This window comes from Paenibacillus sp. PastM-3 (genome assembly GCF_029893965.1).
Classification (GTDB): Bacteria; Bacillota; Bacilli; order Paenibacillales; family Paenibacillaceae; genus Paenibacillus_AQ.
Map to the genome: position 1 here is coordinate 53,641 of NZ_JARXXP010000007.1, position 26,166 is coordinate 79,806.

At 45.9% G+C, this 26,166-nt stretch carries 30 protein-coding genes and 1 pseudogene; 7 read left to right on the forward strand and 24 right to left on the reverse strand.

Annotation, left to right across the window (positions count from 1 at the left end; translation table 11 throughout):
* Positions 1 to 43: 43 nt before the first annotated feature.
* From M2108_RS12950 to M2108_RS13040, 19 genes and pseudogenes are all read right to left on the reverse strand, one after another.
* A complete protein-coding gene (locus tag M2108_RS12950; protein WP_277469893.1) occupies positions 44 to 2,416 on the reverse strand; it encodes a hypothetical protein in 2,373 nt (790 codons plus the stop codon).
* Positions 2,413 to 2,730: a hypothetical protein gene (locus M2108_RS12955; protein ID WP_277469891.1), complete on the reverse strand. Its 318-nt coding sequence runs from the start codon at positions 2,728 to 2,730 to the stop codon at positions 2,413 to 2,415. The genes M2108_RS12950 and M2108_RS12955 overlap by 4 nt, the downstream gene beginning before the upstream one ends.
* Positions 2,731 to 2,737: 7 nt before the next feature.
* Positions 2,738 to 3,181, reverse strand: coding sequence for a hypothetical protein (locus M2108_RS12960; protein WP_277469889.1), 444 nt, complete (start codon positions 3,179 to 3,181; stop codon positions 2,738 to 2,740).
* A gap of 20 nt (positions 3,182 to 3,201) precedes the next feature.
* Positions 3,202 to 3,897, reverse strand: a complete 696-nt coding sequence (locus M2108_RS12965) for a metal-dependent hydrolase (protein WP_277469888.1) — start codon at positions 3,895 to 3,897, stop codon at positions 3,202 to 3,204.
* Positions 3,898 to 4,013: 116 nt separating this feature from the next.
* Complete coding sequence (locus tag M2108_RS12970) at positions 4,014 to 4,994, reverse strand: hypothetical protein (RefSeq protein WP_277469887.1); 981 nt, start codon at positions 4,992 to 4,994, stop codon at positions 4,014 to 4,016.
* Positions 4,995 to 5,157: 163 nt separating this feature from the next.
* Positions 5,158 to 5,889: a putative phage abortive infection protein gene (locus M2108_RS12975; RefSeq protein ID WP_277506200.1), complete on the reverse strand. Its 732-nt coding sequence runs from the start codon at positions 5,887 to 5,889 to the stop codon at positions 5,158 to 5,160.
* Between the two features lie 53 nt (positions 5,890 to 5,942).
* A complete protein-coding gene (locus tag M2108_RS12980) occupies positions 5,943 to 7,553 on the reverse strand; it encodes an IS1634 family transposase (protein ID WP_277469885.1) in 1,611 nt (536 codons plus the stop codon).
* A gap of 121 nt (positions 7,554 to 7,674) precedes the next feature.
* A complete protein-coding gene (locus tag M2108_RS12985) occupies positions 7,675 to 8,577 on the reverse strand; it encodes a hypothetical protein (RefSeq protein WP_280777053.1) in 903 nt (300 codons plus the stop codon).
* A gap of 134 nt (positions 8,578 to 8,711) precedes the next feature.
* The gene (locus tag M2108_RS12990) at positions 8,712 to 9,011 is read right to left on the reverse strand and encodes a tyrosine-type recombinase/integrase (RefSeq protein ID WP_023556415.1); all 300 of its coding nucleotides are present in this window, start codon (positions 9,009 to 9,011) and stop codon (positions 8,712 to 8,714) included.
* Positions 9,012 to 9,109: 98 nt separating this feature from the next.
* A pseudogene (dpsA, locus tag M2108_RS12995) lies at positions 9,110 to 9,736 on the reverse strand (dipicolinate synthase subunit DpsA); the annotation flags it as partial.
* Positions 9,737 to 9,830: 94 nt separating this feature from the next.
* Positions 9,831 to 10,799 carry an IS3 family transposase gene (locus M2108_RS13000; protein WP_128635682.1) on the reverse strand — a complete coding sequence of 323 codons (969 nt, stop codon included), beginning with the start codon at positions 10,797 to 10,799 and terminating at the stop codon, positions 9,831 to 9,833.
* Complete coding sequence (locus tag M2108_RS13005; RefSeq protein ID WP_128635681.1) at positions 10,763 to 11,020, reverse strand: transposase; 258 nt, start codon at positions 11,018 to 11,020, stop codon at positions 10,763 to 10,765. The genes M2108_RS13000 and M2108_RS13005 overlap by 37 nt, the downstream gene beginning before the upstream one ends.
* Before the next feature lies 1 nt (position 11,021).
* On the reverse strand, positions 11,022 to 11,312 hold the full coding sequence (locus M2108_RS13010) for a dipicolinate synthase subunit DpsA (RefSeq protein ID WP_277469880.1): 291 nt from the start codon (positions 11,310 to 11,312) through the stop codon (positions 11,022 to 11,024).
* A 36-nt stretch (positions 11,313 to 11,348) separates the two neighbouring features.
* Entirely contained in the window at positions 11,349 to 11,663 is a 315-nt protein-coding gene (locus M2108_RS13015) for a YunC family protein (RefSeq protein ID WP_021624005.1), read from the reverse strand.
* A 166-nt stretch (positions 11,664 to 11,829) separates the two neighbouring features.
* Positions 11,830 to 13,344 carry a phospholipase D-like domain-containing protein gene (locus tag M2108_RS13020; RefSeq protein WP_277469878.1) on the reverse strand — a complete coding sequence of 505 codons (1,515 nt, stop codon included), beginning with the start codon at positions 13,342 to 13,344 and terminating at the stop codon, positions 11,830 to 11,832.
* Positions 13,345 to 13,429: 85 nt separating this feature from the next.
* Positions 13,430 to 13,636, reverse strand: coding sequence for a DUF1657 domain-containing protein (locus M2108_RS13025; protein WP_029197844.1), 207 nt, complete (start codon positions 13,634 to 13,636; stop codon positions 13,430 to 13,432).
* Between the two features lie 88 nt (positions 13,637 to 13,724).
* On the reverse strand, positions 13,725 to 14,048 hold the full coding sequence (locus M2108_RS13030; RefSeq protein ID WP_277506197.1) for a CBO0543 family protein: 324 nt from the start codon (positions 14,046 to 14,048) through the stop codon (positions 13,725 to 13,727).
* A gap of 312 nt (positions 14,049 to 14,360) precedes the next feature.
* Entirely contained in the window at positions 14,361 to 14,834 is a 474-nt protein-coding gene (locus tag M2108_RS13035; RefSeq protein WP_074729537.1) for a hypothetical protein, read from the reverse strand.
* Positions 14,835 to 15,557: 723 nt separating this feature from the next.
* Positions 15,558 to 15,761, reverse strand: coding sequence for a hypothetical protein (locus M2108_RS13040; RefSeq protein ID WP_023559066.1), 204 nt, complete (start codon positions 15,759 to 15,761; stop codon positions 15,558 to 15,560).
* Between the two features lie 237 nt (positions 15,762 to 15,998).
* Between M2108_RS13040 and M2108_RS13045 the strand changes: the two genes are divergently transcribed.
* A complete protein-coding gene (locus M2108_RS13045; RefSeq protein WP_023559065.1) occupies positions 15,999 to 16,172 on the forward strand; it encodes a hypothetical protein in 174 nt (57 codons plus the stop codon).
* A gap of 175 nt (positions 16,173 to 16,347) precedes the next feature.
* Here M2108_RS13045 and spoVAE read toward each other — a convergent pair whose 3' ends face one another.
* From spoVAE to M2108_RS13065, 4 genes are read right to left on the reverse strand one after another with little or no spacing between them, the layout of a single operon-like run.
* On the reverse strand, positions 16,348 to 16,698 hold the full coding sequence (spoVAE, locus tag M2108_RS13050; protein ID WP_277469871.1) for a stage V sporulation protein AE: 351 nt from the start codon (positions 16,696 to 16,698) through the stop codon (positions 16,348 to 16,350).
* On the reverse strand, positions 16,695 to 17,714 hold the full coding sequence (gene spoVAD, locus M2108_RS13055) for a stage V sporulation protein AD (protein WP_175393872.1): 1,020 nt from the start codon (positions 17,712 to 17,714) through the stop codon (positions 16,695 to 16,697). The genes spoVAE and spoVAD overlap by 4 nt, the downstream gene beginning before the upstream one ends.
* A gap of 1 nt (position 17,715) precedes the next feature.
* Positions 17,716 to 18,195, reverse strand: a complete 480-nt coding sequence (spoVAC, locus tag M2108_RS13060; protein WP_005832062.1) for a stage V sporulation protein AC — start codon at positions 18,193 to 18,195, stop codon at positions 17,716 to 17,718.
* A 44-nt stretch (positions 18,196 to 18,239) separates the two neighbouring features.
* A complete protein-coding gene (locus M2108_RS13065; protein ID WP_277469866.1) occupies positions 18,240 to 19,100 on the reverse strand; it encodes a DUF421 domain-containing protein in 861 nt (286 codons plus the stop codon).
* Positions 19,101 to 19,310: 210 nt separating this feature from the next.
* Here M2108_RS13065 and M2108_RS13070 point away from each other — a divergent pair, with 210 nt between their 5' ends.
* The 3 genes from M2108_RS13070 to M2108_RS31605 all read left to right on the forward strand — a co-directional run bounded on the left by M2108_RS13070 (position 19,311) and on the right by M2108_RS31605 (position 20,599).
* Positions 19,311 to 19,517, forward strand: a complete 207-nt coding sequence (locus M2108_RS13070; RefSeq protein WP_007781230.1) for a DUF1657 domain-containing protein — start codon at positions 19,311 to 19,313, stop codon at positions 19,515 to 19,517.
* A gap of 529 nt (positions 19,518 to 20,046) precedes the next feature.
* Entirely contained in the window at positions 20,047 to 20,451 is a 405-nt protein-coding gene (locus M2108_RS13075; protein ID WP_277469858.1) for a phospholipase D-like domain-containing protein, read from the forward strand.
* Positions 20,345 to 20,599, forward strand: coding sequence for a hypothetical protein (locus tag M2108_RS31605; protein ID WP_481856905.1), 255 nt, complete (start codon positions 20,345 to 20,347; stop codon positions 20,597 to 20,599). Before M2108_RS13075 ends, M2108_RS31605 begins: the two co-directional genes overlap by 107 nt.
* 216 nt (positions 20,600 to 20,815) lie before the next feature.
* Here the strand turns inward: M2108_RS31605 and M2108_RS13085 are convergent, their stop codons facing one another.
* The gene (locus tag M2108_RS13085) at positions 20,816 to 22,294 is read right to left on the reverse strand and encodes a DUF4158 domain-containing protein (RefSeq protein WP_277469857.1); all 1,479 of its coding nucleotides are present in this window, start codon (positions 22,292 to 22,294) and stop codon (positions 20,816 to 20,818) included.
* Between the two features lie 104 nt (positions 22,295 to 22,398).
* Between M2108_RS13085 and M2108_RS13090 the strand changes: the two genes are divergently transcribed.
* From M2108_RS13090 to M2108_RS13100, 3 genes are read left to right on the forward strand one after another with little or no spacing between them, the layout of a single operon-like run.
* On the forward strand, positions 22,399 to 23,472 hold the full coding sequence (locus tag M2108_RS13090) for a GerAB/ArcD/ProY family transporter (RefSeq protein WP_277469855.1): 1,074 nt from the start codon (positions 22,399 to 22,401) through the stop codon (positions 23,470 to 23,472).
* Between the two features lie 2 nt (positions 23,473 to 23,474).
* Complete coding sequence (locus tag M2108_RS13095; RefSeq protein WP_277469854.1) at positions 23,475 to 25,001, forward strand: spore germination protein; 1,527 nt, start codon at positions 23,475 to 23,477, stop codon at positions 24,999 to 25,001.
* Complete coding sequence (locus M2108_RS13100; protein WP_127606896.1) at positions 24,998 to 26,134, forward strand: Ger(x)C family spore germination protein; 1,137 nt, start codon at positions 24,998 to 25,000, stop codon at positions 26,132 to 26,134. The genes M2108_RS13095 and M2108_RS13100 overlap by 4 nt, the downstream gene beginning before the upstream one ends.
* Positions 26,135 to 26,166 lie beyond the last annotated feature (32 nt).

Here is a 26,166-nt window from a genome sequence, read left to right on the forward strand (position 1 = left end):
TACCTTTCGTTTTTTCAGCATCTTGTGCTTTCGCCGTGCTCGCCTACTGAGTTACCTTGGTCCGCTGCTGTTCATGCCGATGGAGCATTTCCTTCTGCAACTGTTCAAAGCTGCCCATATCCAAACCATCCAGCGGCGGTTGTCCATAGTTGACCGGCACGCGGTCTTTAATGACATAGATTGCGCCATCTTTCGCACGCCAGTAGGGAATCCGGTCTTTTCGGTAGCTGTCATACGCCTTTTGGAATTCACTAAAATGTTCTTCGGGAATAAAGGCATGAGATTCATCTTTAGCCAGCTCCAGCACTTCCACCAGCGCCTCCGATGTACCGGTACGCTCCCAATCGGCGATCATACTGGCCGCAAATCGGGAGTGACGCGGGAAGTTCACCCGGATCTTCCGGGTCGTTTGGGTGAGCATTCCCTCCAGCACTTCAGTAGCCTCTTCCAGGTGATCATCCGGCAACCATAACACGCCCTGCTCCAGCAGCAGCTCCTTCACCCATGGGTATTCATCGGCCCGTTCCTGCAGCGCATGATAGGCCGAAGATCCTGTGCCTTGGGGCAGCTTCGCCTGCGTGTAGAGGGGTAAGGCTTCTTTGATCTGTTCTGCCGCGTGCTCCGCTTCCGAGGATTCGGTCAGCAGTGAAATCTTCGGTGTACTATTCAGATCCACAAAGGCTCCATCCTTGTACATGCCCTCACGAACAGCAGAGATATCGAATCCTTCCTGCTCCAGCTGGGGCAGCATGTCGAGGGTCGGCCCGGCCAGAATCAATTCACCGGTACGCTCATCCCACTGGACATCTTCCTGGTACTCTTTCTTCAGGGTACTAAGCTTCTTGGTCAGTTGTTTACGCTGGGCCACAGGAGCCTTCAGCAAGGATACACTCCGGAACCCTTCGTCTCCCAGTACTTCTGAAATATTCAGCGCCGAGGATTTGATTTCTGACTCTCCTAGCGCCAGCTCATGCGGAGCCTCCACATGGATCTGACCGCCCTCTTGAAGCCATTCTTCCGGTTCATGATAGGCGATGCCCTGCACCGATTCAGACAATCCACCACTAAGTGTCGAGACCAGCTTGTCTTTGCCTACTCTGCGTTGAGTACGCATACGATCTGCCGCTTGCTGCATCCGTTTGCTGGCTTCCTGCATGCTCAGTGCCTTCTTCTGCACACCTTCCGAGCCCATCCGCTTGCCCATGGAATCCAGAGACGATGACGTTCGTTCTCCCCATTTCCCCATGGAATTGAGTACCTGTGCTCCATTCAATGTCACCGGATGCTGCACAGCTTTCATAAGGGGCTTCAGCCAGAAAAAGAAGAAGAACACGAGTAACGCCAGCGCACTGAGAATCGCAAAAATGATGGGCGGTATACCTATAGCAGCACAAAACCCTTCTCCCTCGCCGTAATCCGTCTGCATTTTCACAAAAATTGCCCAATGCAAACCGCAGATCAGGCCAACGAGTAGCGTCCGCAGATATAGATTGGCAAACCCCAGCAGCGTCTCCATTTTTCCGGTATAGGCTGATTGTGTAATCCATAGATTGACCAGGATCGCCATAAAGATAAGCACCAGAGTCTTGAGTACGGCAACCACATATAGGGGCAATACGACCAGTAGCAAATAACTGAGCAGATTAAAAATCCCGCCGCTGGTAGACACGGTCAGTTCACCGAGAGTTTGGGCGGCATACGCGGCATCTGTAATTCCATCAACACCGACAATCATCGCTTTCAGAATCTGCTGCCCCTCTAAGCCTTCATAGGCAATGCCGCTGGTTCCAATAATCCCCTCAAACATCTTGCTGGCGATCCAGTTGATGCCTACATTGGCGATATTCAGCGCCGTTAGTGAGAAATACGTGGCGACAAAGCAAACTAAAAAGACCTTGAGCAAACTGCCCAGATCCTTTTTGCCTTGAATGATTTTAAAGGTTAACCATGAGATCCCGATAAACAACAGTACCAGACCAATGATCATAAAGAGTGACCAACCTGACTGCACCATAGCGATTTCTGCAATTTGCGGCGTGAACAAGTAGCTTTTGGCAAAGGCATCATAGAGTGGGGACATGAGCTCATCCACCAGCAGGACGATGAGTCCTTCAATCGCATCCTTGATCAGCTTGCCGGACATAAGATCCTTGAATGACTGGATCATGTCATCAACTTTTTGAATCATATCGTCTACCCAGCCGGGAATGTACCAGCTCGTTTCCCGTTCAGCAGGCACCTCTGTACTGGTCGGCACCGTGGTTGGTGTTGGCAATGCAGAGGCCATCTTCAGATCCGCTTGTTTTGAAGTTACGATCTTGCTGGGGGAAGCCTGTACCGTTACGGTCAGCAGATTGTTTGTGAAACCTAGCAACAGTAGCAGCAGAACGGTCAACATCCGAAATCGCTGTCTCAACCTCCCCACCCCCAAATCGCCATATAATCATAAAACTGTGACAGCAGGGTAAATACCGAGCCGGTCATGAATAACAGAATCAGCCCCAGCGCTACCGCCATCCGCTTCCAGAATTTTGTATCTTTCAGGCTTTTTGCCCCACGGCTGGCGGATAACAGGAACGCAAAAAAACGAATCAGCCAGTACGCTAAAGCGAGCACACACAGTATTGTCCCTGCGGCACCTGCCAGGACTAAGAACCAGTTCAAATCATCCACTACTCCTGGATCAACGGTATACATTTTTTTCATTTTTGAGATATAATCGTTGTCCATACCTGCACTAGCCCCTTAACTTGCGAAGGTCCGGCTGGGTCCACAACGCTGACTTTTCACCTCCAAGATCCTGTGTGGATGTCCAGTTATAGATATTTTCCAGGAAGCTGAAGAAGGCTCCGCTGATGAACAGGAACACGATAAATACAATGAGGCCTGCTTCAATCCAGAACCATTTATCCTTGATAGTGCCTTTCCCGGTACTGATCTTGACCAGCTTGATGATCACCCGGACAACGACAAATACCAACGTGGCTATCGTCAGTAACGAGATCACGAGGCCAATCGGGGTAAATACAAAATCCAGACCGTCTAGCACCTTCCAGTTAAACTTCATTTTCTCCTTGATCTTGGTGATCGGATTATTATCGTCGGCATAGGCCAGCATAGGTAACATGAACATACTAAACAGGACCATCATGATGAGGGTCCCGGTCTTTTTGATTTTCATTTTTCTCTTCCCTTCCGTTTTCAATAGAATGTCATCAGCCAAAGTGCGATACTGCAGAGCCAGCAGCTTCTTGCAATCCACCGCTCGGCAGCCCCGCCATTTCGCAGCAGATTCAGCGCCACCTTAAGCCGTGGGAGAAGTACGGAACGAATGCCTTCCACCGTTACAGCATCCCCCACTAAATGCGACCACCAGCCCGTCATCAAGCCAAAACCGAGCGCCTGGAACAGAACCGGCTGTGTCGAGGTAAAAGAGACTACGCCAAGGCTCAAGGCACCTGCGAACTCCGGACTATGGATGATCCCGCGATGTTTGACGAAAGGCATTACCAGCAAGGCAACGCCAGCAAGCAGGGTAAGCCAGTGGAGGCTATATAGTTCATATCCTGCAAGCAGCAACAGTCCAAGTCCACTTAGGAGGAGCATGCGTAGTCGAGAGGCTAAGGCAAAGATTAGGCCTGCTGCTGCCCATAGCCAGGGCATTGGTTGCTGCAGGACAAACCACAAGATTCCCATCCCCAGCGATAGAACGGACAATCCTTTCAATTTCTTTCGTGTATTTGTCGAGAACTGGAGCTTATTACTGACTGTGCTGGTTTTATGGTCCAGATCCGGCAGCAGCCCGCCGATCCCCGCAGCGGCAATCAATGAGGCAGCAGGTACGATAGGCAGGGCTGGCGTAAAATAGAGCACTGTCGAACCTGCCAGAATCGCCATTCCTATATGTCCTTGTCGATTCACTTAGAATTTCACCCCCTTTCCGGACAGCACAAAATACCGCTTCAACGCTTGAAGCAGTTCAGGTCTTTGCAATGATTGAATTGAACCTTCTGTTAGAAAAAACGGCCAAGTCCCCGCTTTTTCTGTTTTTGCAAAATCGGAGATAAGAGGCCTTCAAGTAATTCATCTGTATCCGCTTGGGGATGAAAAGGATCTGGATGATTCGGAACCGCAAATACGGGCCTGCCGCTTAAGCATCCCGCCACCATCTCCCGATTTGGTTCGTTTGCCAGTGGCAAAGCAATGCGCCAGTATTCCTGCGGCACTCGGCTATGCTCCCTGCAGAAGGAGATCAGTTCCTTCACCCGCCATTCACTGCCGGAACCCACCAGTACAGGAACGCTGGCTTGTACAAATAGGTCAGCCTTCTTGCTGTTCTGTAAACTCCCTAGATCCAGCACCGTATAGCGGTAGTCGCTCATCAGCGATCCGATCCAGTACTCGGATACCTCAGCCTTATAGAGAGCCACATTATTCAATTCATAACGGGGATGATTCGAGAAATTACCTTCCTTAATGTATTCCAGGAAAGAGAAACACGGATGATTCCCGCCTTCCCACACCGCCACTTTGGTTTTCGCATACCGGGCTAAATAGTGAGCGATGAGCAGCGCAGTATGTGTGCTGCCAGCACCTTCATACACACTGCCTACAGCAATAACGATCCTTTCCCCTTTTCGACCGAAGTTCAATTCAGGCAATGCGATCTGTTGAGGACTCACCTCTACCAGATGATGAGCTGCGAGCAGCTTCTCTTGCCAGTTTCCGTTCAGCCATACGTCCGAAGCGCCCAATGCGGTCCAGCTTCTTACCGCTGTTGGTGATAGGCTCGATGCCTCACTAATCACGACAAACTTTACGGGGATCTCCTCCGCTAACGGTAAGATACTACGGGCCTCATCCTCATGGATCAGGACGTATTCCGGCATCAAGATCAAGGAGCTTTCTTTGACTTCTTCAAATTTACCGCATACATGAAACTTAAAATGGGGATCACTGATTTCTGGCTTTATGCCAACAAGTACAATATGCAATGATGTCCTACCTCCTCTGAGCAATATGTCTACTGTATGATCATAGCTCATGGAGGCAAGCCGAACGTGCGAAAAATGTTCTGAAAAAGTATGGGTTGTTGAACATCCTTGAAAAAAGGCCACCCTGACCTATTTTTGAATCTATTTTGTCACTTATAAATATTTATTCATCATCTTCACCAAATCTGATGTCTTCATGATCTAAAAATAAAGTAATTTCATCTATTTCTGCATCTAAACTAATATAGTCATGAAAAAAGCAATAGTGTTCAGAATCAATTAGTAAATTTCTATCTGAGTTATTAAATAGATTTGCCTTCTCAGCTAACATTATGAGATTCTCATTGCCATTTGAATTTGCAGTTGTACAATAATAAAATATAAAAATAATCTCGCTTTGAGTTAATTGTGCTCTAAGAATACTAATATATTTCTCCTTGTATTTATCTTCTAGATTAATTATAGATTCGATAATAAATCTAAGATTTCGAATGTAATGAATTAATGAAGTTTCATATTTAGAGTAAATCTCATTATATGCTTGTCGAGTTACTCTGAATTTAATGTTATCCTTAATGCTAATGTTAAATCGACCATAATCTTCATCTAATATTTCATTATATATGCTTTTCATTTCTTTATAGAGTGACTTAAATACGTTCCTCCCATGGATCTCTTCCTCTACATCTATTCTGATGCTAATATTATTTGATAATTCATTATGTAGAGAGATTAGTTTGAAAAATGTATTATCGTATTGAATCATCTCCATCTTATGATTCTGTTCATCCTGCTTGCGTATAGTAATCAAGACCCCAAGTAATGTAAACAAGCCCCCAAAAATCCCTCCAAGATAACTACCCAAAAACCCAATCCAATCATTGGAGTTACTCATATCAAACCACATAAAATTTTTTGAACTTACAATCCATCCTAAGTTCCCGGAATTTATAACGAGGGAGGTTCTACTCCGAGCGCTCGATACAAATCAGCCTGTTTTTGCGTCACTTCACCTAAGATTCGTCCGTGTCCAGGCGCTTCAAACCGCTCTATGGTGTCCAATTGATCGAGTAGTCCTTGCATCGTCCAGGATTCAAAGAGTCCGGCATCCTGCATGCGTTTCTTGACGTAGGAAAGATAGATAAGAGCAATAAATTCCACAAACAGCTTGCCATTAAGCGAAGTTTCTGAAGAAACTTGCATTCTCCGGAAATTCAGCCGTTCTTTGAGATTGCCGAATGCCTTCTCTACGATGTCTTTGCTGCGGTATAGTGACAACGCTTCATCCGGTTCTTTGACTTCGTTGGAAAGCAGTGCAAAGTAGCCATAGTTCTGTGCCACCTCAAGCATCTTGTCCTCTCGTGGGACAATCTTTCGGCCACGCTTGGGGGTCTCGGTCACTTCAAAATACTTGGCGTAATCCTTTCGACAATACTCACGCAACGTGCCTTCCTGCAGATCCCGGTACAGACGTGTCAGGTACTCATTCATGTCTGCTTGATCCCTGGCTGCTTTCTCTGGATTGTAATAGAGCAGGAGATAGGCTCTGCGCGTTTCTTGCAGAACGTCGCCCTTGTAAGGGCGCTCTTGTTCGTAGGCCCAATCGATTCGTTTGCAGATGCCATAGGTTCCGTACTGCGTATGTAAATTCGACCAGAGTCTCAAGCGCTCCCGTTCCTCTTCCAAGTGCGATTTGACGTAGGAGAGGTTTAACTTGACGCCGATGATAAATTTTTGATGGTTCTGGTAGAGATGATCGACATTACGCTTGCTGTAAAAGCCACGATCCAGCACGACGCTTACTTTCTTGTACCCCATGATGTGAAACTCTTGCATCAGTTGCCGAACCGTCTTGACGTCCGTCACGTGCCCGGGAAGCTTTCGGTAGTAAAAGGGCAGGCCGGATTCCTCGCCAAAGAGGAGCGCCAAATTGATTTGGGGCAACCGATCATGTTCTTTATTCTTGCCCTTCTTCACTTGCTTCAGCACCTCAGAGTAGCTGGAAATCGTGGTAATATCGAAAGCCCAGTATTCCTTTTCGATGCGCCGTTTGCCTTGCCTCTCGAAAAAGGTCATGCGCTGTGCCTCTTCAATCGACTGGAACAACTCGCTGCTTCGTTGCGAAGGAATATCTGCTCCATAGGGATGAATATGCATGCGCTGCCAGTGGGAAAAGCGGCTGAGGGAGTTGTTTTCTTCCAGGATTAGATAGTAGGCGATGGACAGAATTTTCTTGTAGCTATCCGGAAAACAAGCCTTGAGATCGGCTTCGACACCGGTTTCCTGTCCGATTTGATCAAAAAGGTACGTTGCGCCGTAGAAACTACGCTGAAAGCTGCTGATCGGTACAGGTCCGCGTTTCTTGGCAGGAGCTTCAGCCCCCGTCTCTGGCTCTTTCCGATACGCTCGGGTAGGAACGATTTCTCCTGTCTTTGGGTCGACTCTCCCAATCAGCGTCCGCTTTGCCCGAGACTGCTGCTTTTCCTTGTCCCAGAAGGGCTCGTTGTTGTAGGCATAGGTAATGCCTGTCTTTTTATTGGTTTGATAAATGATCGCCATAATAACCACCAACCTCGTTATACATTCTATAATATGTAACGAGGTAAAATCAACCATTTTGTTGTTAAACCCTTGTCACTACGCGGTGTTCCCTTACAACATCGTTACACAATCCGGGAACTCAGGATACATTGCCTATCAATGTGGTGAATATTTCTCCATAGATTACGAGCAAAAACAATACATGAAAATACCGCCCGAAATCTCGAATAATCTCGGCCATCGGAATATCGTATTGAAGAATCTCGGGCTGACTCCCATAAGAAGCCCGAATAATGGTATGAATTTTCTCTCGGTAGGCCGGTCCGGTGTGTTTGAATTCTTTTATCAAATCCCGTAATGTTTGTTCATTAACAACCGGGAAAATGACATCACGAATTACTCCATCTGGATTATTGATTGCGGACTGCGCCATGTTGAATAAAATTCCATACTTATTGCTTACCTTGCGTAAGTCATTCAGAATTTCCTTTTCGACTTTACGTTCTGCTCTTACTCCTATCCGATGGACGATCTGAATAAGCAGCTCGATCAAATTGTCCGTTATTTCCATGCTTCTTAGCCGGAAGAAGGCGGCCAACAGTGTATAACGGATCGGATCAGGATGCCGGCGAAGTTCCCTGAGATCCTCTGTTGCGGTCCGCTGTCGGTACTTGGTCAATACTTTAAGAGGGATATCACGAAACAGATCATCCGGAAGTTCCAGATTTCGAATCGTTCGTAGCTTGCTTACTTCTCTTAACACACTTTCAACACCTGGTTTGCCTGGATCGGACTTCAGCTCTTGAAAAGAAAGAAGTCCCTCGTCGCTGCTTGAACCGCCCTGTTCTTCATCCAGAAATGCGATGCGCTCTACAAGTGAATCCAATTTAGACAAAGACGACGTGGGCATCTTGCCCAGTGTGGCTTGGAAAAATTGCTCTTCATATGTACGGATTGCCGCTCTAATAAGTCGCTCGATGCGATCGGGCGTAGGCGGTACAACTTTTATCTCCCGAAATCGCCGGTATACAATCTCAACCAAATGTTCGAAGTCGTGATCCTGGAATAACACATTTTTGCATAGCCAATCGATTACCTCTTCAGCATCTTGGATGGTATCCTCACGAAAGGGGGTAGTACCAGCGTAGCTGTCACCAAGGGCAAAGTAGATGTAAATTAAATGGGAAATTTATTGATAACCTCGTTATATTCCTGCTGGGCATCGGTGATTGCAAGCTTCGAATAGATTTCCAATGACTTCCGGCTTTCATGACCGGAATACGGCTGTATGAGTGCGTCATCGATGCCCTGTTTATTGAGCCAGGTCAACAGAAAATGACGCAGCTTGTGTGGCGACAGGTTTTGAGCAAGTTTAGCTTCCTCCAAATATTTGGCCAAAATCTTCCGTATTCCCCGATCCGTGTACATTTTCTTCCACGATGATTCAAATAAATAGACCGCATGTTTTTTCTTCAAAGTATTCGAGTAAATGACTGAACAATCCTGCCCCGTTTATTCAGTGATGCACGCTGAAACTCAAAAAAAACGATGGATCGGTTCCATCGTTCGCGATCTCATAACCCGGAAGAAAAAGCAAGTGAATCCATTTGCTCACGATCTTGACTCCGTTCGTCCTGGATCAATTGACATAACGTTCTCGCCAATATACGTCCAGCCGTTCTTGGCGCGACCAATCCCGGTAAACTTGGTGCCAACAAGGCCTTGATTCCACGTTTTTCGGCAAAACGAAAATCGGTTCCACCTGGTTTGGAAGCCAAATCAATAATAATAGCGTGATGCGGAATACGGGTCAACACACGAGAAGTAAGGATTTGCGCCGGAACCGTGTTAAAAATAATATCCACATTTACGCCTTCATCGTACAAATCTTTCGTATAAAACGGCTCAATCCCCATCTCCCATGCACGTGCAAACTGCTCCGGTTTCTGCACCCCCGCTTTGACATGTGCACCCAGGCGCTGAAGCATTCCGGCTAGCGTAAGACCGATTCTCCCCAAACCCAGCACCATACAACAGGAACCATGTATGGTAATGTCCGTATGTTGAATGGCCATCAATAAGGCGCCTTCCGCAGTGGGAATGGAATTGTATATGGCAACATCGTCCCTGCTGAATAATTCAATCAGATCTATTCCTAGTTCCACGCAAAGGTTCCTCAAGTAAGACTTGGCTATGCCAGTACCGGGTTAACCCCCGAATTATGGACACTGCACCTCTTATTCGACTGATTGCGTAGAAAACCTTGCATTTCTTGTGCTTTACAGATGACTGCGATCATACCTTGATTACCTTGGGTTTTACGCTGCCTTGCTGGATCGCTTCGCTGTATTCGTATGGCGACATGTCGTAAATGCTTCCATGGATGCGTTTGCGGTTGTAGTTGTGAATAAAGCCGCTGACGATCTCATACGCCTGTTGGTAACTCTCAAAATCATGACGCTGATAGCATTCCGACTCCAGTATGGCGTGGAATGACTCGATGTGAGCGTTCTTATTCGGCGTCTTGGGCGGTATTCGCTCATGGACGATTTCAAATCGCTCACAGGCCGCTGCAAATCGATGGCTGATGAACTGTGGACCGTTGTCCGATCGAATAACGGGCCGATTCGCTTTGTCAAAAAGCTGGCGCTTCATGAGCGCTTCCTGCGTGATCTGAACCAGATCCCTCGCCTCGCAGGACAGACCGTGGTGATAGGCAACAATCGCCCGGTCGAATACATCGATAATGCTCATCAGAAAGAAGAAGCGCTGCTCGCCTTCGATCCAGCCATACTTAATATCTGTTTCCCACAGTTGGTTGGAGGCAGTGACGACTCGGTTGTTCGCCAGTCGCTTGGGATGCTTGATCTTCAGCTTGCGCTGCGGCCGCAGTACGTTCATCTTCTTGCACAACCGGTAGACCTTCTTCTTGTTGATTACAAGGCGATGCTCACGCCGCAGCATTTTCGCCAGCTTGCGGTAGCCGTAGACGGACGTGTATTCGTCGGCTAACAGTTCCATAATCCACTCACTGATTTGTTCATCGCTTATGCGTTTGCCCTCTTGCGTGCAGGAGTAACCCGGCGCGGGGCGACCGCTTCTGTGGATGGGTTCGGGTTGCTGCTCCGTTCGATTCAGATGGGCATAATACGTGGAACGCCCCACTTCCAGAATGCGCAGTACAAGAGCGATGGGATGACCCTGCTCGATGTAATCTTGCGCAAGGGCTATTTTATCCGCAAGTGTGGGTTCGTTTTTTTTAATAGGTCACGGAGGATTTCCCTTTCCAGCGCTTGCTCGGCATAAAGCTTCTTGAGTTTTTCGTGCTCTTTTTCCAAGGCCGCGTAGTCTGCTGCTGAAGGAATGAACGCCGCCTGCTTCAACGCTGATCCGTCTAGCTGATCCAGGTCTTGGCGATCCAACTGCTTAGCCCAGCGCAACACCATCTTCGGATCAAGCTCATGCTGCCGCGCCACCGCTGTCATATTACCAATCTCTTTCCCCTTGGCCACAACCATCTTTTTGAAATAACGTTTCAGATGAAAATGAAGACTCTACTCTGCCATGGTCGTCTGTACCGACAACCGGTAATATCAATACATCAGCATTGCGAAGCACCTCCCTCGTAAGCTTGGAATGCTGAACTTCAAGAAGTTGTTCGTGCAAATCTTCATAACCGATTACCACAACATTTGCATCCAGGTCTGTGAATGACCGAATGATTTCAAGATGTCGGGCATCGCCTCCAAGGAAAACAATATGCAGACCCGTTAACAAAAAATCCCCCTACTTTCCTTAAGTATGGATTTAAAATTAACTAACCTCGTTTACCATCTTTAAAAGGGCATCTGCTCCTTTCATCCCAGGGCAAATTCCGCGTAATTCCGCCTCTGTGGTCACCATATCGAGTGGGGCATCCAGCAATTGCTCTATTGTTCGTACCCCGGTTGCGCGTCCTGCCACAATGCGGCGATCGTTTAATTTCTCATTTAACAAACGAATATCAAGCGCTCCGCACATGATATATCCGTGATCGGTTGTGATGGCCAGAAGTGTTGTTTTGGGCAGGGCGACCTCGATACTTATAACCTGATGACCTTCAACTTCAATCGGTTTCATCATGATCATCTATGATGCAGCTCCTTTTTTTCTACACTATATGCCGGGCGTGATATTTGCACCATAGACTGTTGCCCAAATCCGATATTACTTGTATTCGTTGGAAGCCTTCTCCCCCTTCGCCATATACATGTGTAAATTGGACTTCGATTCAATTCCATGTAATTTTTGAGAATTATAACAAAGGAGATAACAAACGCGCTGCTTGATCAAGCATGCGCTCGGAAGAAGTACGATGCATATGATCTTCCAAACGATATGGAGTAGCCTCGGCGAGATCCCGTTCGAATTGTTCCGTAAGCTCCCGGGCCACATCAGAATGATACATCACTGCACACACTTCGTAGTTTAAACGGTAACTACGGAGATCGTAGTTGGAAGAACCCACTTCGGCAATCTCGCCATCGATAATCATGACTTTGGCGTGCAATACCCCTTTGTTGTACTGAAACACATTGATCCCTGCTTCCACGAGTTCGCCATAATACGTACGGCTTGCAGCTCCTGCAACTTTAGGAATCACTTGGCGCGGCACCAGTAATCTCACTCGAACGCCACGCGCCGCGGCTGTTTTGATGGCCATAATGATATCCGCATCGGGTATAAAATAAGGGTTGGTCACGTCGATGGTTCGGGTCGCCTGCGTCAGGCAGATGAAATGCATTTCCCGAATGACCGGAGTAGGCAGCCCGGGATTGCCTTCGAATATCTGTATATAGACGTTATGCGAATCCTTGGATGGGGAAGCTTTTCCCATGTGGGGGCCTTCCATCGTTCCCAGCTCCGATCCCCATTCCCATCCGTATCCTCGTTCTGTTTTGCCGGATGGAAATGGATGAATGGCTTTATCGTCAGAAAGTTGAGCCGATTCAGGGAGAAATTTTGCCTTTCTCGTTAAATGGAGCATGTCCGGTGACGCCATTTTCCAGTGAGCCTCAAAAACGGCTTTCACATCATCCGCTGTTTCGCCGGTTAACCGCATATGAGTGTCGCGCCAAAAATCGACATCCGGCTTCATTCCGGTATACTCGTCCCCAACGTTGATTCCTCCCATGAAGGCTTCCTTTCCGTCGACGATGACGATCTTGCAATGATCCCGGTATGTCAAGTTGGATAGTACCCAGGGGAATCGCAAGGGAAAGATGGTCCTGCATTCAATGCCTGCTTCCATCATCCGGCGAACCGCATGTTTGGGAAACGACCGGCTTCCCCAGCCATCCCTTATAAAACGAATGTTCACACCGGATAAAGCCCGGTCAATCAGCACATCTGTGATACGTTTACCGATATGGTCATTCCGGTATATGTAATATTCCAGATCGATTGTCTTTTGTGCGGCCTGAATTGATTGAAGGAGTTTTCCGTAGGTTTCCATCCCGTTCGTGAGGATTTGGACGTAACCGGTTCGAAGGCCACTGACAGACAAAGGTTGCAAAGCCCGAGCGATAACAAAAGCGGAGTCACCAGATGCTGGAGGCAACGCTATCGGGTTATTGTGCGAAGAAACGAGCTTGTCCCGCCGCATTTGCACAGGATTCGTGACGAACAGGTAACAAACGAATCCGATAATCGGTAATACAAGTCCGACTGATATCCAAGTCAACGCTTTGGCGGGGCGGCGCACCTCCCGAACCGCAATAATGATCAACAGTGCCGTATTTACTAGCCATAATCCTGCTATCCATGCCAAGAAAATCAGCCTCCCAATCCTGTCGTCTACGAGGGAATAAAGATAAAGGGGCAGCCATGCCGAGAAGAGATCGGCATGGCCTTTTTTAGAAACCTTTATACTGCGGTTCTTCCTGTTCAATTTGTTGTAACCGTGGAGTGACCTGGTCAATAATGTTTTGTGTCTGTTGCGCTGCATTTGTGAACGTGGTTTTGGCCTGCTGGTTTTGAGTATTTAACGCAAACTGTTCAAAGCTGGCCTGTGCGCTTTTTAATGAAGCTACAGCTGTTTTCACTTGAGAAGCTACCGTCATGTTGATCACCTCCTGAAATGGCATCCATATGTAATATGTCAACCCGTCAGAAAAATAATGAATGGTAAAATTTTACGATTGGCTATTGTCAGGGGTTAGAGTCTTTTTGAAAAGATTTACCGAAATCTATGCCCTTCTTGGCAATGCTTGAAGCCAGCAAGTACAGCCCAACATAGATAGGAAAAGAATAGGTATGCATCCAGTGAACGGGGTGGTATAAATCGGCCATTTGTGAGACCGGCTCGGCCACAAAAGCGGAAAATCCCCCAAATAGGAGAGCTTTGAACAACGGATGTATGCCAGACTTGTACTGGTGTAAGAACATAACCGTGACGGGAAGAAGTGAAAAATTCCATGGAAAATTGGCCGGCATGAACGGTACGACTTCCCAGTGATAATGCAAGAGTCCCATGGCAATCCCAAGCTGGTCCAGCCACGATAATCATCGTAAGCCCGGATAGGAGAAACTGTCCCGTAGCTCTCTTATCCCGAAATCCGATCCAAAATAGCCAGGGGCATATCGATAAACCTACTCCAAACCACCATTGCCGCGTAAACAGTACGTGAGTGCGCCAAATGTCAGTCATGTTGCGGTGTGCTTCAACAATCAATTGATAGGCTTGTTCGATTGCATGATGAATCTGATTTTCGTCCACCGATCCACCCCTTTCCGTTATCCGGATACCGATCATTTTTCATTCGATATGTGCCTGCTTTGCCTGCTTTATATACGCGAGTTTCCATACAGTATATTCGACGTTACAAATACGCCAACCGGTGGCAACGAAGTTGAAGGCGGTTGCGGTGGGACATAGCCGCTATACCCCGCCAAGCTTATATCAGTTGTCGCTACCCAGGTTCCATATTCGCCCGCCTGTATAGAGGGAGGTAGCATCTGCAGACGTCCGGTGAGAACCAGATGCCGAAGTTGAATCTGGACATCGTCATAGATGGTTAAATGGCCGGAGTAGGCGGCGTAGGGGGAATGAAACATGATCTGCTGCGCGCTTTCATTCCAGCTTCCTTCAATCGGAATCGGCGTTCCGCGAAATTGGATGGTGCCTTGAATTTGTTGGTCCGGCAAAACACGCATCACGAGTTTGCCCCACACAACCGGTCTTCCGGCGACAGATGCATGAACTCCCCATATGGAAAAGGGAGGTAAACTCTTTGTACTTGTTTGAGCCGCAACGGACATGATTCATCACTCCTCAAAGTTGGATCACGTCATTATATGCGTCATCGGCAAAAATGCCAGTCACTGGGCATGAATTGTTTACAGATAACCGAACATGATCAAGTAAAAGAAGTGGACCCCTTATATTGGTTGATTCTTAATGCAGACAGGTTTCGAACAGAATTGTTTCAACCCATCCCAGTTGCCCCAGATGCAATTTTTACATCGATTCGGTTGTCTTGGGGTAGAGATAGTCCGGTTTTCAACGCTTGTACTGAATGTTGGTGACATGTAGGTATCCGCCTTTCCAAATTTATGCAAACAGCATTTAAGTTGTCCAGAAACGAATCATCCTATTCCGCCAAGCAGTAATCCGCATCGTGAAAGTTCCGCTTGGATTCGATCCCATCTACCCTTGTCCCCTGCATACAAATATCAAAGACCGGAGCTGCCCATTTTGGGCAACAGCCGGCCTTTTGGTGGTCCTATTTCGCAGGCATTCTACCGATGGCTCGAATCGCAAACATTTTTCACACACCGATTCTCCCAGTTGTTGCAGAAGTCCTCATATACTTGCTCTACGCCACAGTCGGATAGCATGTGCCTGGCCAAAAAGTCATACCAGAACTGGTCGAAAGACAAGGGCATCCGGGTTCCATATTGGGAACGAAGGGTTACATAGCGGACCCAGATTTTGATTCGGAATGCGGCCAATTCATCACATCGCTCCATGTCGGTTCGCCTTTAAGCGGCGCTGGTGTCGCTGGATATTTCTGACGTTTTCGCTTTTTCTTCGGAGAGCTTTTGAAATTGTTTCGCCCTTTCCAGATGAAAGGTACGTAATTGTTCGTGATACTGAGCCATTTTCATGTGCCAATCGTACATTTGCCTGACATAAGCGGCCTGGTCATGCGTATACATGGGCATTGCCTGTTTGATAAACTGCATTTGAAAACATTCCTCCTTGGGTTAGGTAAAGTTGAACTTACAGCATTAGTCTATGGCAGGCGCATAGAAGCGACAACGGCATCCGCCCGGTTTCCGGTCATTTTATCGGGTTGGTTGTCTATATGCAGGCGGAAACACCGCCTTTTGGGGACCTGACTCCTATGATGCATAAAGGATATGAAAATCGGAATAATATCAGTTGCATATTCTGAAAATGGCGAATGAAAAGGAGAAAGTATGGAAAAAAGCGAACTTAAATCACAATTTAGACAGCGAATCAAAACGACAAGTAACAAATCTCCAATAATCTTGGATGGAAAGGCAAGTGAAAATGTTCCAACCGAGCCGAGTTTAATGGAGCGAACCAAAGAAGTGATGGAGAATATAGGAACCGAAATAAATAGTGTCTGACAGTATATGGCTTTTATAGCTTGGTTAACGTAACCTTTGAGATTATCGATGGGGACATTCCGTACAGATTTGGAACAAGTAAATGTTTCTCATAATCAAAACCGGCCGGTTAGGGATCGCCCTGACCGACCGTTACAGTGTATTTTAGCCAACGAAATTTGGATTGGGCCCCGTATTATCCTTTGGGTTTTACGAACAATGCAGCGAGAAACGAAAAAATAATCGCTGCGGATATTCCGGCACTGGTCACTTCGAAAATTCCGGTGATGATCCCGATCCAGCCATTGTTCTTTAGTTCTTGAAGCGCACCATGGACAAGAGCGTTACCAAAGCTTGTAATCGGAACCGATGCTCCTGCCCCGGCAAATTCAATCAGCGGATCATACCATCCAATTCCGTCGACAATCGCGCCCAATACAACAAGCAGGGTCATGGTGTGGGCCGGTGTAAGTTTCAAGACATCAAAACAAAATTGTCCGAAAACACAGATTGCACCTCCCACCAAAAAAGCCCAAAGAAAAATCATAATATCTCCCTTCCTGCCTCTATGGATACGGCATGAGCGATACAAGGAATGCTTTCCCCTTGTTGAAATGAAATCGGGGATAGCAGCGCCCCCGTAGCGACAACGAGGATTCGTTTCAGCTCACCTCTTCGCATCCGATTTAGCAAATGTCCATAGGTAACAACTGCCGAACAACCGCAGCCGCTTGCTCCGGCTTGAACCATTTGGGTTTCATAATCGTAAATCATCATCCCGCAATCGGAATATTCGGTTTGTTCGATGGGAAAGTTATGTTTCTTAAACAATTTACAGGCGATTTCATATCCGACTTTCGCAAGATCGCCGGTAACGATCAAATCGTAATAACCCGGTTCAATTCCCAAATCTCGAACATGCGCCTCAATGGTGTCTACCGCTGCAGGAGCCATCGCTGCGCCCATATTAAACGGATCTTTAATGCCCATATCGATAACCCGGCCAATGGTGGCAGATGTAACAACCGGTCCGTCACCTTCCATGGATACGATGGCAGCACCGGCCCCGGTTACCGTATATTGGGCGGTTGGCGGTTTTTGCGAACCGTACTCGGTCGGATATCGGAACTGTTTCTCCGCACTGGAATCATGGCTGCATGTCCCCGCCAACACAAATTTCGCCGAACCGGAATTTACAAGGTTAGCTGCTAATGCCAGACTTTCCATCGAGGTTGAACAAGCGCCAAACACACCGAGGTAAGGGATCGATAATGTTCGCGCGGCAAAACTGCTGCTAATGATTTGATTCATCAAATCCCCGCCTATGTAAAACTGTACTTGTTCCTTTGTCAACCCCGCATTTTCAATAGCCAGTTTTGCCGCTTCTTCAATCAATGCCTTTTCTGCTTTCTCCCAGCTCTTTTGTCCCATCATGGATTCTCCATGGACAATGTCAAAATCTTTGGCCAGCGGGCCTCTTCCTTCAAATGGACCCACTACCGTTGCTGTTGATCGGATGAACGGCTTGTTCTCAAATAGCCAACTCTGGTGTCCCTTTAACATATTAAGAGCCTCCCCCGCCTTTGATCAGCAAATGTACAATTCCTACCGCAAAGGCGGCGACTGTACCAAATACAATAACCGGTCCAGCCAGTTTAAACATTTTACCGCCAACACCGAGCACCATACCTTCACTCTGATGTTCAATCGCAGCGGATGCCATCGAATTCGCAAATCCCGTCACAGGCACTGCAGAACCCGCACCAGCCCATTGGGCAAACTTATCGTACACCCCCATGCTGGTCAGAATGACAGAAAGGAGTATCATAACCGCCACGGTAGGGTCCCCAGCTTTTTTCTCATCAAAGCCGCCCCAATGCACAAACATTTCCTGGATGGCTTGTCCAACCAAACAAATGGCCCCGCCGGCTATAAACGCACGAATGAAGTTTTTGAGTATGGGCCTCGGAGGTTCGACGCTTTGCGCCAATTCTTTATATTCCTGTTGTACCCGCGTTAAATTTTTCTTTATATTATTTGCCATGAACATCCTCCTCGACTTTCAGCTGACGTATAATTAGCGAATTGTTAACGAATCAGCAATGGTTTAACTTCATCAATAATCTTTTCTAACGCTTTTGAACATTGCTCGTACATCTGCTTTGTATTTTGTTCTTTGGTAGATAAGCCAAACATTTCGAGATCCGCTTCACACTTTTTCAATGTTGCAAGCAACGCGGCTTTTTTCTGGGGTTTCGGTACTTTGATCTGATCATCAAATAAATCAACGTATAGCTGGCCATAGGAATCCACCTGTCCAAGAAATACGTTATCAATCGAAACACCTAATTTCTCCAGTTCCGTATCCAGCCATTTCCTGTTTAGACCTATCGTGGCAAGCGGTTCGTCCATTATTTTTCCATCCATAATGACCGATTGAGGTTCTTGTTCTGGCCCGACATTTATTCCCAGGTGTTTAGGCGTTAACGGTTGATTTTCCTTGGTTAAAAGAACGCTAACGTCACCGCTTGACTCCATGATGGCGAATTCAACATCGGCAGCTTTGAACACATTCTTTATTCGAAGCTGTTCCATAAGTTCATCCGTGGTAATCCTTTCTTTTTTTAGGTTATCCTCCATGATCTTGCCGTCCTTAATGAGCACTGTTGCTTTGCCGTCGAATAGGTCTCTTGCATTTTTGCTTTTCAGCTGTAGAAATTCAATCCCTAAAGAAACAACGGTCCAAACCGTCATCGCAACCAAGCCTAAATACCAATTGGTCTCCAGATCCAACGAAACGTAAGCTGCAAGGCTGCCGATCGTGATTCCGGTGATATACTCAAACAATGACAGCTGTGATACCTGCCGTTTCCCCAATATCTTCGTTAGGACAAAAAGTACCCCCATAGCCAACAACGTTCGCAAAGCGATTTCTACCCAATCCGGCATAATATCACCATTCCTTTCCAATCACATTAATCGACAAAAGTTAATATGTCCTAATTCCATTATTTTCATGCATTTCCATTTGAATTTTTTTCTAACGTATACTTTTGTTGCGAGACGGAAATATTAATTTCGGTATTGGGAGAATGTAAGCATCTATTCCTATTACCCCTGAAACATTATCCTATCCTAAGGTAAAGGAGGTGACATTCCGTGACAGTTGCTTCTCAAGTGAAAACGTGCGTAGCATCTTTAAAAAGTGCTCAGGCGAGTCTGGAACAATTTGCTTTGGAAACACAAAATCAAGAAGCAAAATCGCTCTTTACGAATGCGGCCCAACAAACCCAACAAATCGTGCAGCAAGTAGAAAGCCGCGTACAACAGTTGGAAAATGAAGAGCCTCAATATAAGGGGTTTTAAGAAAAACAGACAAACCATGAATATTGAGGACATGGCTTGTCTGTTTTCATCGGTGAACAGATTAGAAAAGAGATCAAACCCTACAAGTTGAGTAGGGTTTGATCTCTTTTCGCCACTATTCTTTTGTTTAGACAGCTAACCTTGGATAAACCTAAACACTGCCGCCCCCATCGCCACTGCTAAAGCTGACAGTATCCAAGTTCCCCCTCGGCCCAACGCACGCCCATGGCTACGGCCGCCAAATGATGAAGGTTGGAATTGAATGCCGATCTTTTTTCCCCATTCGCTTCCCTTGGGCGCTGTCCTATTGGAGTTGCCGAAATCATTGTAAGATTGTTGTATTCGATGGTCAGGAAGCTTTTACTGGAGGCATCAATATCGGGGATGAATATACCGGATTAAAGTCGAATGTCGGCTTTGACGCGACACCCATATTCGAATAGTGGGTTAACCTTCAAACGAACTGCAAGCAGTCTTCGACGCCCATTGGAATATCGCGCCTTACTTTGTGCCAGATGCAGACATTATTATGGCGATTAAAGCAGCTTTGGTTCGCGGTGTCCGAGTGCGCTTAGTTCCCCGCCACGTGGTATCGATCATCGTTGGAGCTGCAAGTCGGACCTACTATGGAGAACTTTTGGAAGCCGGGGTTCATATCTACCTCTACAATAAAGGCGTGTTGCATGCGAAGTTAATGATCATTGACGGAGAAATTGCCGAGACAGGCTCCTCAAATGTTGATTTAAGAAGCTACCGTCTGAATTATGAAGTGTGCGAAGTTGTGTACAGTTCTGAAGTAGCACGAAAACTGGCGGAACAATTCGAGCATGATCTTGCGGACTCCATTCCCTTACGGATGGAAGTCCCGCCTCAACGCACGCATTTGCAGCGGATTCTCGATCAAACGGCATGCTTGCTTTCACCAATCATTTGATGAAAGAGGAAATGAAAAGTTGTTTCTTCAATTCTCAATTGAGTTCTTGCTAGGTTTTGTAGGATTGTCCATCATTACAAAGATGTTAGGGAAAAACCAATTTAGTCAAGTAACACCGTTTGACTTCATTTCAGCTATTTTTAGGTGAAGTCGTTGGAAATACTCTATATGACATGCAACTGTCTACCCTATGCTGTATTCTTTATTCTTATGGAGGTCATTTATGTTAGCTATTAAGACGGCAGGCCAAAAGTTTTGGAAATAAGAAGTTGGATCGATGGAACCCTGTGCCTTAATTCCGATAGTAGCATAATTACCCAATAGTTGGATTTCGTGCCGAATCAACTTATAAAAATATGGAGACTTAGTCCCTGGGCATCCGTTGAACTGCTAAAAAAATAAGAAGTATCAAACCCATATACCCAAATAGCGGATAAAGATAAGTAAGTAAGGAGGTGAAACCGGCTTGACTAATCAAAAAACTAGCAAGTAATATGCCAAGAACCAACCAACTTTTAGGAAGATTATATAGACTTTGGATTTGACGAGAAATTCCGAATACATTGCCTATCAATGTGGTGAATATTTCTCCATAGATTACGAGCAAAAACAATACATGAAAATACCGCCCGAAATCTCGAATAATCTCGGCCATCGGAATATCGTATTGAAGAATCTCGGGCTGACTCCCATAAGAAGCCCGAATAATGGTATGAATTTTCTCTCGGTAGGCCGGTCCGGTGTGTTTGAATTCTTTTATCAAATCCCGTAATGTTTGTTCATTAACAACCGGGAAAATGACATCACGAATTACTCCATCTGGATTATTGATTGCGGACTGCGCCATGTTGAATAAAATTCCATACTTATTGCTTACCTTGCGTAAGTCATTCAGAATTTCCTTTTCGACTTTACGTTCTGCTCTTACTCCTATCCGATGGACGATCTGAATAAGCAGCTCGATCAAATTGTCCGTTATTTCCATGCTTCTTAGCCGGAAGAAGGCGGCCAACAGTGTATAACGGATCGGATCAGGATGCCGGCGAAGTTCCCTGAGATCCTCTGTTGCGGTCCGCTGTCGGTACTTGGTCAATACTTTAAGAGGGATATCACGAAACAGATCATCCGGAAGTTCCAGATTTCGAATCGTTCGTAGCTTGCTTACTTCTCTTAACACACTTTCAACACCTGGTTTGCCTGGATCGGACTTCAGCTCTTGAAAAGAAAGAAGTCCCTCGTCGCTGCTTGAACCGCCCTGTTCTTCATCCAGAAATGCGATGCGCTCTACAAGTGAATCCAATTTAGACAAAGACGACGTGGGCATCTTGCCCAGTGTGGCTTGGAAAAATTGCTCTTCATATGTACGGATTGCCGCTCTAATAAGTCGCTCGATGCGATCGGGCGTAGGCGGTACAACTTTTATCTCCCGAAATCGCCGGTATACAATCTCAACCAAATGTTCGAAGTCGTGATCCTGGAATAACACATTTTTGCATAGCCAATCGATTACCTCTTCAGCATCTTGGATGGTATCCTCACGAAAGCCGAAAAACTCTCTGATTTGTGTTCGGTGATAGGTAATGGATCGGCCAGCCCAATCATATTGTGCATAGAGCTCTGCCGGTGTTTCGATCTGCTTCGCAATGTATTGAATGACCGCTTTGGGCACTTCGAATTTATACGTGGGGAACCTCGCCTCGTATTGGAAAAACTTAAACAGTACCGCAAATCCCATACGAGTCTCCCCAGATTTGTTCCCGACTTGCTGCATTTCGTTTGGAAGAAATGTAAAATGCTCGATTAACTCATCCAGTTTCGCTTCACATGATCCCCTCCGAGACAAATCCAGTATACAAATGCATTCTTAATGAGACAATATGGGAATAAATGCTTTGAAGTTCATTTTACAAAATTAAAGACGGAACTTTATGAGGATGCGGTGAGTTAATGCAAAAAATTTCGGTGTTACAGTCATACATGATCATATTGCTTTCAGTAGGATTGCTTAACCATGTTATCATCATCCCGTTGCTGCTCGGTGCATCGGGACGAGATGCCTGGCTTGTGGTACTTCTTGTATTAATCTGTTCGCCAATATGGGTTGGCATTCTGAGTATTATCCTAAACAACATGAACGGCATGCATGTTAGGGATTGGTTAACGAAACACTTCGGAAGATTTTTCTCAGCAGCCTTAATTGTCCTATACAGTGTGCTTGTATGGCTTATGGGGTTCATTTCTTTAAAGGATACTACAACATGGACGATTGCAACGTATATGCCTCAAACACCTCTGCTTGTTCTTACTGGAACAACGCTGATCGGATGCATTTTTGCGGCATTTCAAGGGCTTCGCACCATTGCAATTTTAAGTGGAATATTGTTGCCTTTTGTTGTTATTCTAGGCGACTTTGTCATGGCTGCAAACTTTCAGTTTAAAGACTACACCCTGCTTTTGCCTTATCTCGAAAACGGAACACCTCCAATTTGGAAAGGTGTTCCCTACGCGGCTGGGGGATTGTTGGAATTGATGGTGCTTACCTTGTTTCAGCACAAGTTAACAAAGAAGCCGGGTTTCAAAAACTTAATGATTATGTGCATCTTACTATGCGGACTTACGATAGGTTCTTTAATGGGTTCGATTTCCACGTTTGGGCCTGATGAGGCAGCACATCAACGATATCCCGCATACGCACAATGGAGGATGGTTCGACTAGGCGAATATGTCGAGCATGTTGATTTTCTCTCAATATACCAATGGCTATCCGGTATGTACATTCGAGTTTCTCTTTCGCTGTATCTCTTAAGCGAATTGTGGAAAATGCAAAAGTATAGGTGGTTGCCTATGTTTCTGGGCGCTTTACTCATGCTGGCTGCTACATTGTTGCCAATCAGCGATATGCTTTTTCAAGATCTGCTCAGCCAATTTTACTTCCCTTCGTTTTGTATCTTTACCTTGGGGGCCATGCTCGTTTATGTCGCGCGAATATTTATTTCAACAAGAAGTAAAAGGAGCACGTGAAGATGATCAATCTTTTCAAACATAAATGGATAAATCACATGAAATCGTCGACACAAAAAGGGACTCCTGATACGCAACCTCTTAATGAACAAGCACTTCTTCAACAGTTCCAGATGTGTCGTGATGTCAAGCATCATGTTTATAAATTAGTAGCTGGCGACGATCAATCAAGCATCGTTTTGCTGTATTGCGATGGATTATGTGACAATCAACAACTCATTCAGGATGTAGTGCTTCCTCACTTGACTCGGTTTTACGAAAATCACGGTTTTCATAAGAATCAGGAACTTCTTGAGTCGAGTCAATTACAGCTTGAGAGCATTTCCTTCGAGGAGTGGGAGCAGAAATCCGAAACGGACATTTTCGAAGGAAAACTGCTATTGTTTATTTCGGCGCTAACTTCATTGTTCTCCCTCGACATATCGAAAAAACCGGCACGCCAGCCCGAAGAATCCAATATCGAAGTCTCCATTCGTGGGCCGAAAGACGGGTTTGTTGAGGAACTCGGTGTCAATGTTGCGTTAATTCGAAAACGAATCAAGTCAACCAGCATGGTATACGAAACGAAAACCGTAGGTGTCCGAACAAAAACAACCATTGCAATTCTCTATATGCAAGACATTGTTGATCCGAAAATTGTCCAAGATATTAAGGCGAAATTGGATCGCCTTCACATTGACGGAGCATTCAGCGCCACTCAACTGGAAGAGCTATTGGAACCGACCAAAGCTTTGTTTCCTTTGATGGGCTATACGGGAAGACCAGACTTTGCCGTTAACTGCATGCTGAATGGACGTGTAGCGCTGATAGTGGATGGTACACCAGTTGCTTTGATCGCTCCGGCCAATTTGTTCCTGCTCCTGAAAACGCCAGAAGACATCCACTATACTGCTTTGTCTGCTACGTTTGGACAATCGCTTCGTTTGCTTGGATTATCCGTATCACTTATGCTACCCGGTTTTTGGGTCGCAATTCTTGCGTATCATCAAGATCAACTACCCTATTACCTTCTTGCAACACTTGGCGTCAACCGGCTAGGTATTCCTCTTGGCGTGGCAGGGGAAATGTTTCTCGCGCTCATCTTTTTGGAAATATTGCGGGAAGCCGGTGTTCGATTGCCCTCCGCGGTTGGGTCTACAGTTACGGTAGTAGGAGGGCTCATTTTAGGGGATGCAGCCATTCGTGCAGGATTTTTGTCCCCCAGCATCGTCGTCATAGGTGCAATTACGCAAGTATTCGGTTCAACTTTATCCAGCCAGTCACTATCTGGGACGATAAGCATTTTGCGCTTTTTTCTGTTCGCTATGTCATCGATTTTGGGGATCTATGGTTTCTTACTTGCGTTGTTTATCGTAATAACTCACTTAGCCTCTTTACATTCATGCGGTTTGCCTTACCTGGCTCCGGTTTCGCCTCCATATAAAGATTTCGCCAATGCCTTGTTTCGATTACCTTGGAAATGGCGGAAAACCCGCCCTGACATGCTAAACACTCAAGATCCCACACGCCAAGGGGAGGGGCAGCAATGAACGTATACAAATGTGCCGCTCTTCTCTTGCTCCCCTGCATTCTCACCGGATGCTGGAGCAAATATGAATTGCAAAACATGAATTATGCAACGGCTGTTGGAATTGACTATGTGGATGGTCAGTACATCATTTATGCGCAAATGCTCGATTTCTCGACAGTGGCAAAATTGGAAGGACAGCAGAAAGCGGAACAGCCCCCGGTCTGGATCGGTAGAGGAAAAGGTATCTCGTTTACAGAAGCAGCGAATGATTTATACAGCACTTCGCAACAAAGGTTAAACTGGGGACAAATCTCTGCAATCTTGTTTAGCGAAAGGTTATTGAAGGAACGAAAAGTCGGTGAAGTGTTAGAACTGATTAACCGATATCGTGAGATCAGGTATTTAGCGTGGGTGTTCAGTACGCGCGACCCTCTCGACGAGATCTTGCTTGCGACTTCATTTTTCAAATTATCGCCAAAAGCATCGATTCTGCATAACCCCGAACAGAATTATCGGCAGCGTTCTATCCTCGCTCCGATCCGTATTCAAAATTTTGTAATGGATTCAAACGAAAAGGCGAAGATAAGCTACATACCAGAAATTTCTGTTCGAAAGGATCAGTGGAAAGAAAATGAAAAACCGCACGAGTTGCTTAGATTTTCAGGCATACAAATATACGATAAGGACAACTACTACGCACGCATGAGCCTCGAAGAAATAAAAGGAATGCCATGGCTGAATAAACATACAGTTCGGATGCCCATTAACTTGTTTACTGATAACAAGCTTGTTGCAGTTCTCGTTGCTGAAAAACCCGAATATGATGTCAAACCATGGGTTAAATATGACAAAGCATATTTCGATATTTCCATTAAGGTGAAGGCTGGAGTAAACGAGCTACATGCAGAAATTACGGAGCAAGAACTTACGCAGATGGCTCAAAAAGAAATTGAGCATCAAATTAGGCATACCTTTCAAAACGCGTTCGAAAAGAAAATAGATATTTATAATCTGGGGGAATCTCTTTTTCGCAAGAATCCTTATGAATGGACACGGATTGCATCCGGGACTGTGCTAAACAAAGATTCCTTACGAAATATCAATGTTAATGTACAAATCGTGTACTCTGGCAGGTATAAACTTTCACCTTGATGTTTGAGTGATTTACTTTGCGGGTGGTGTCA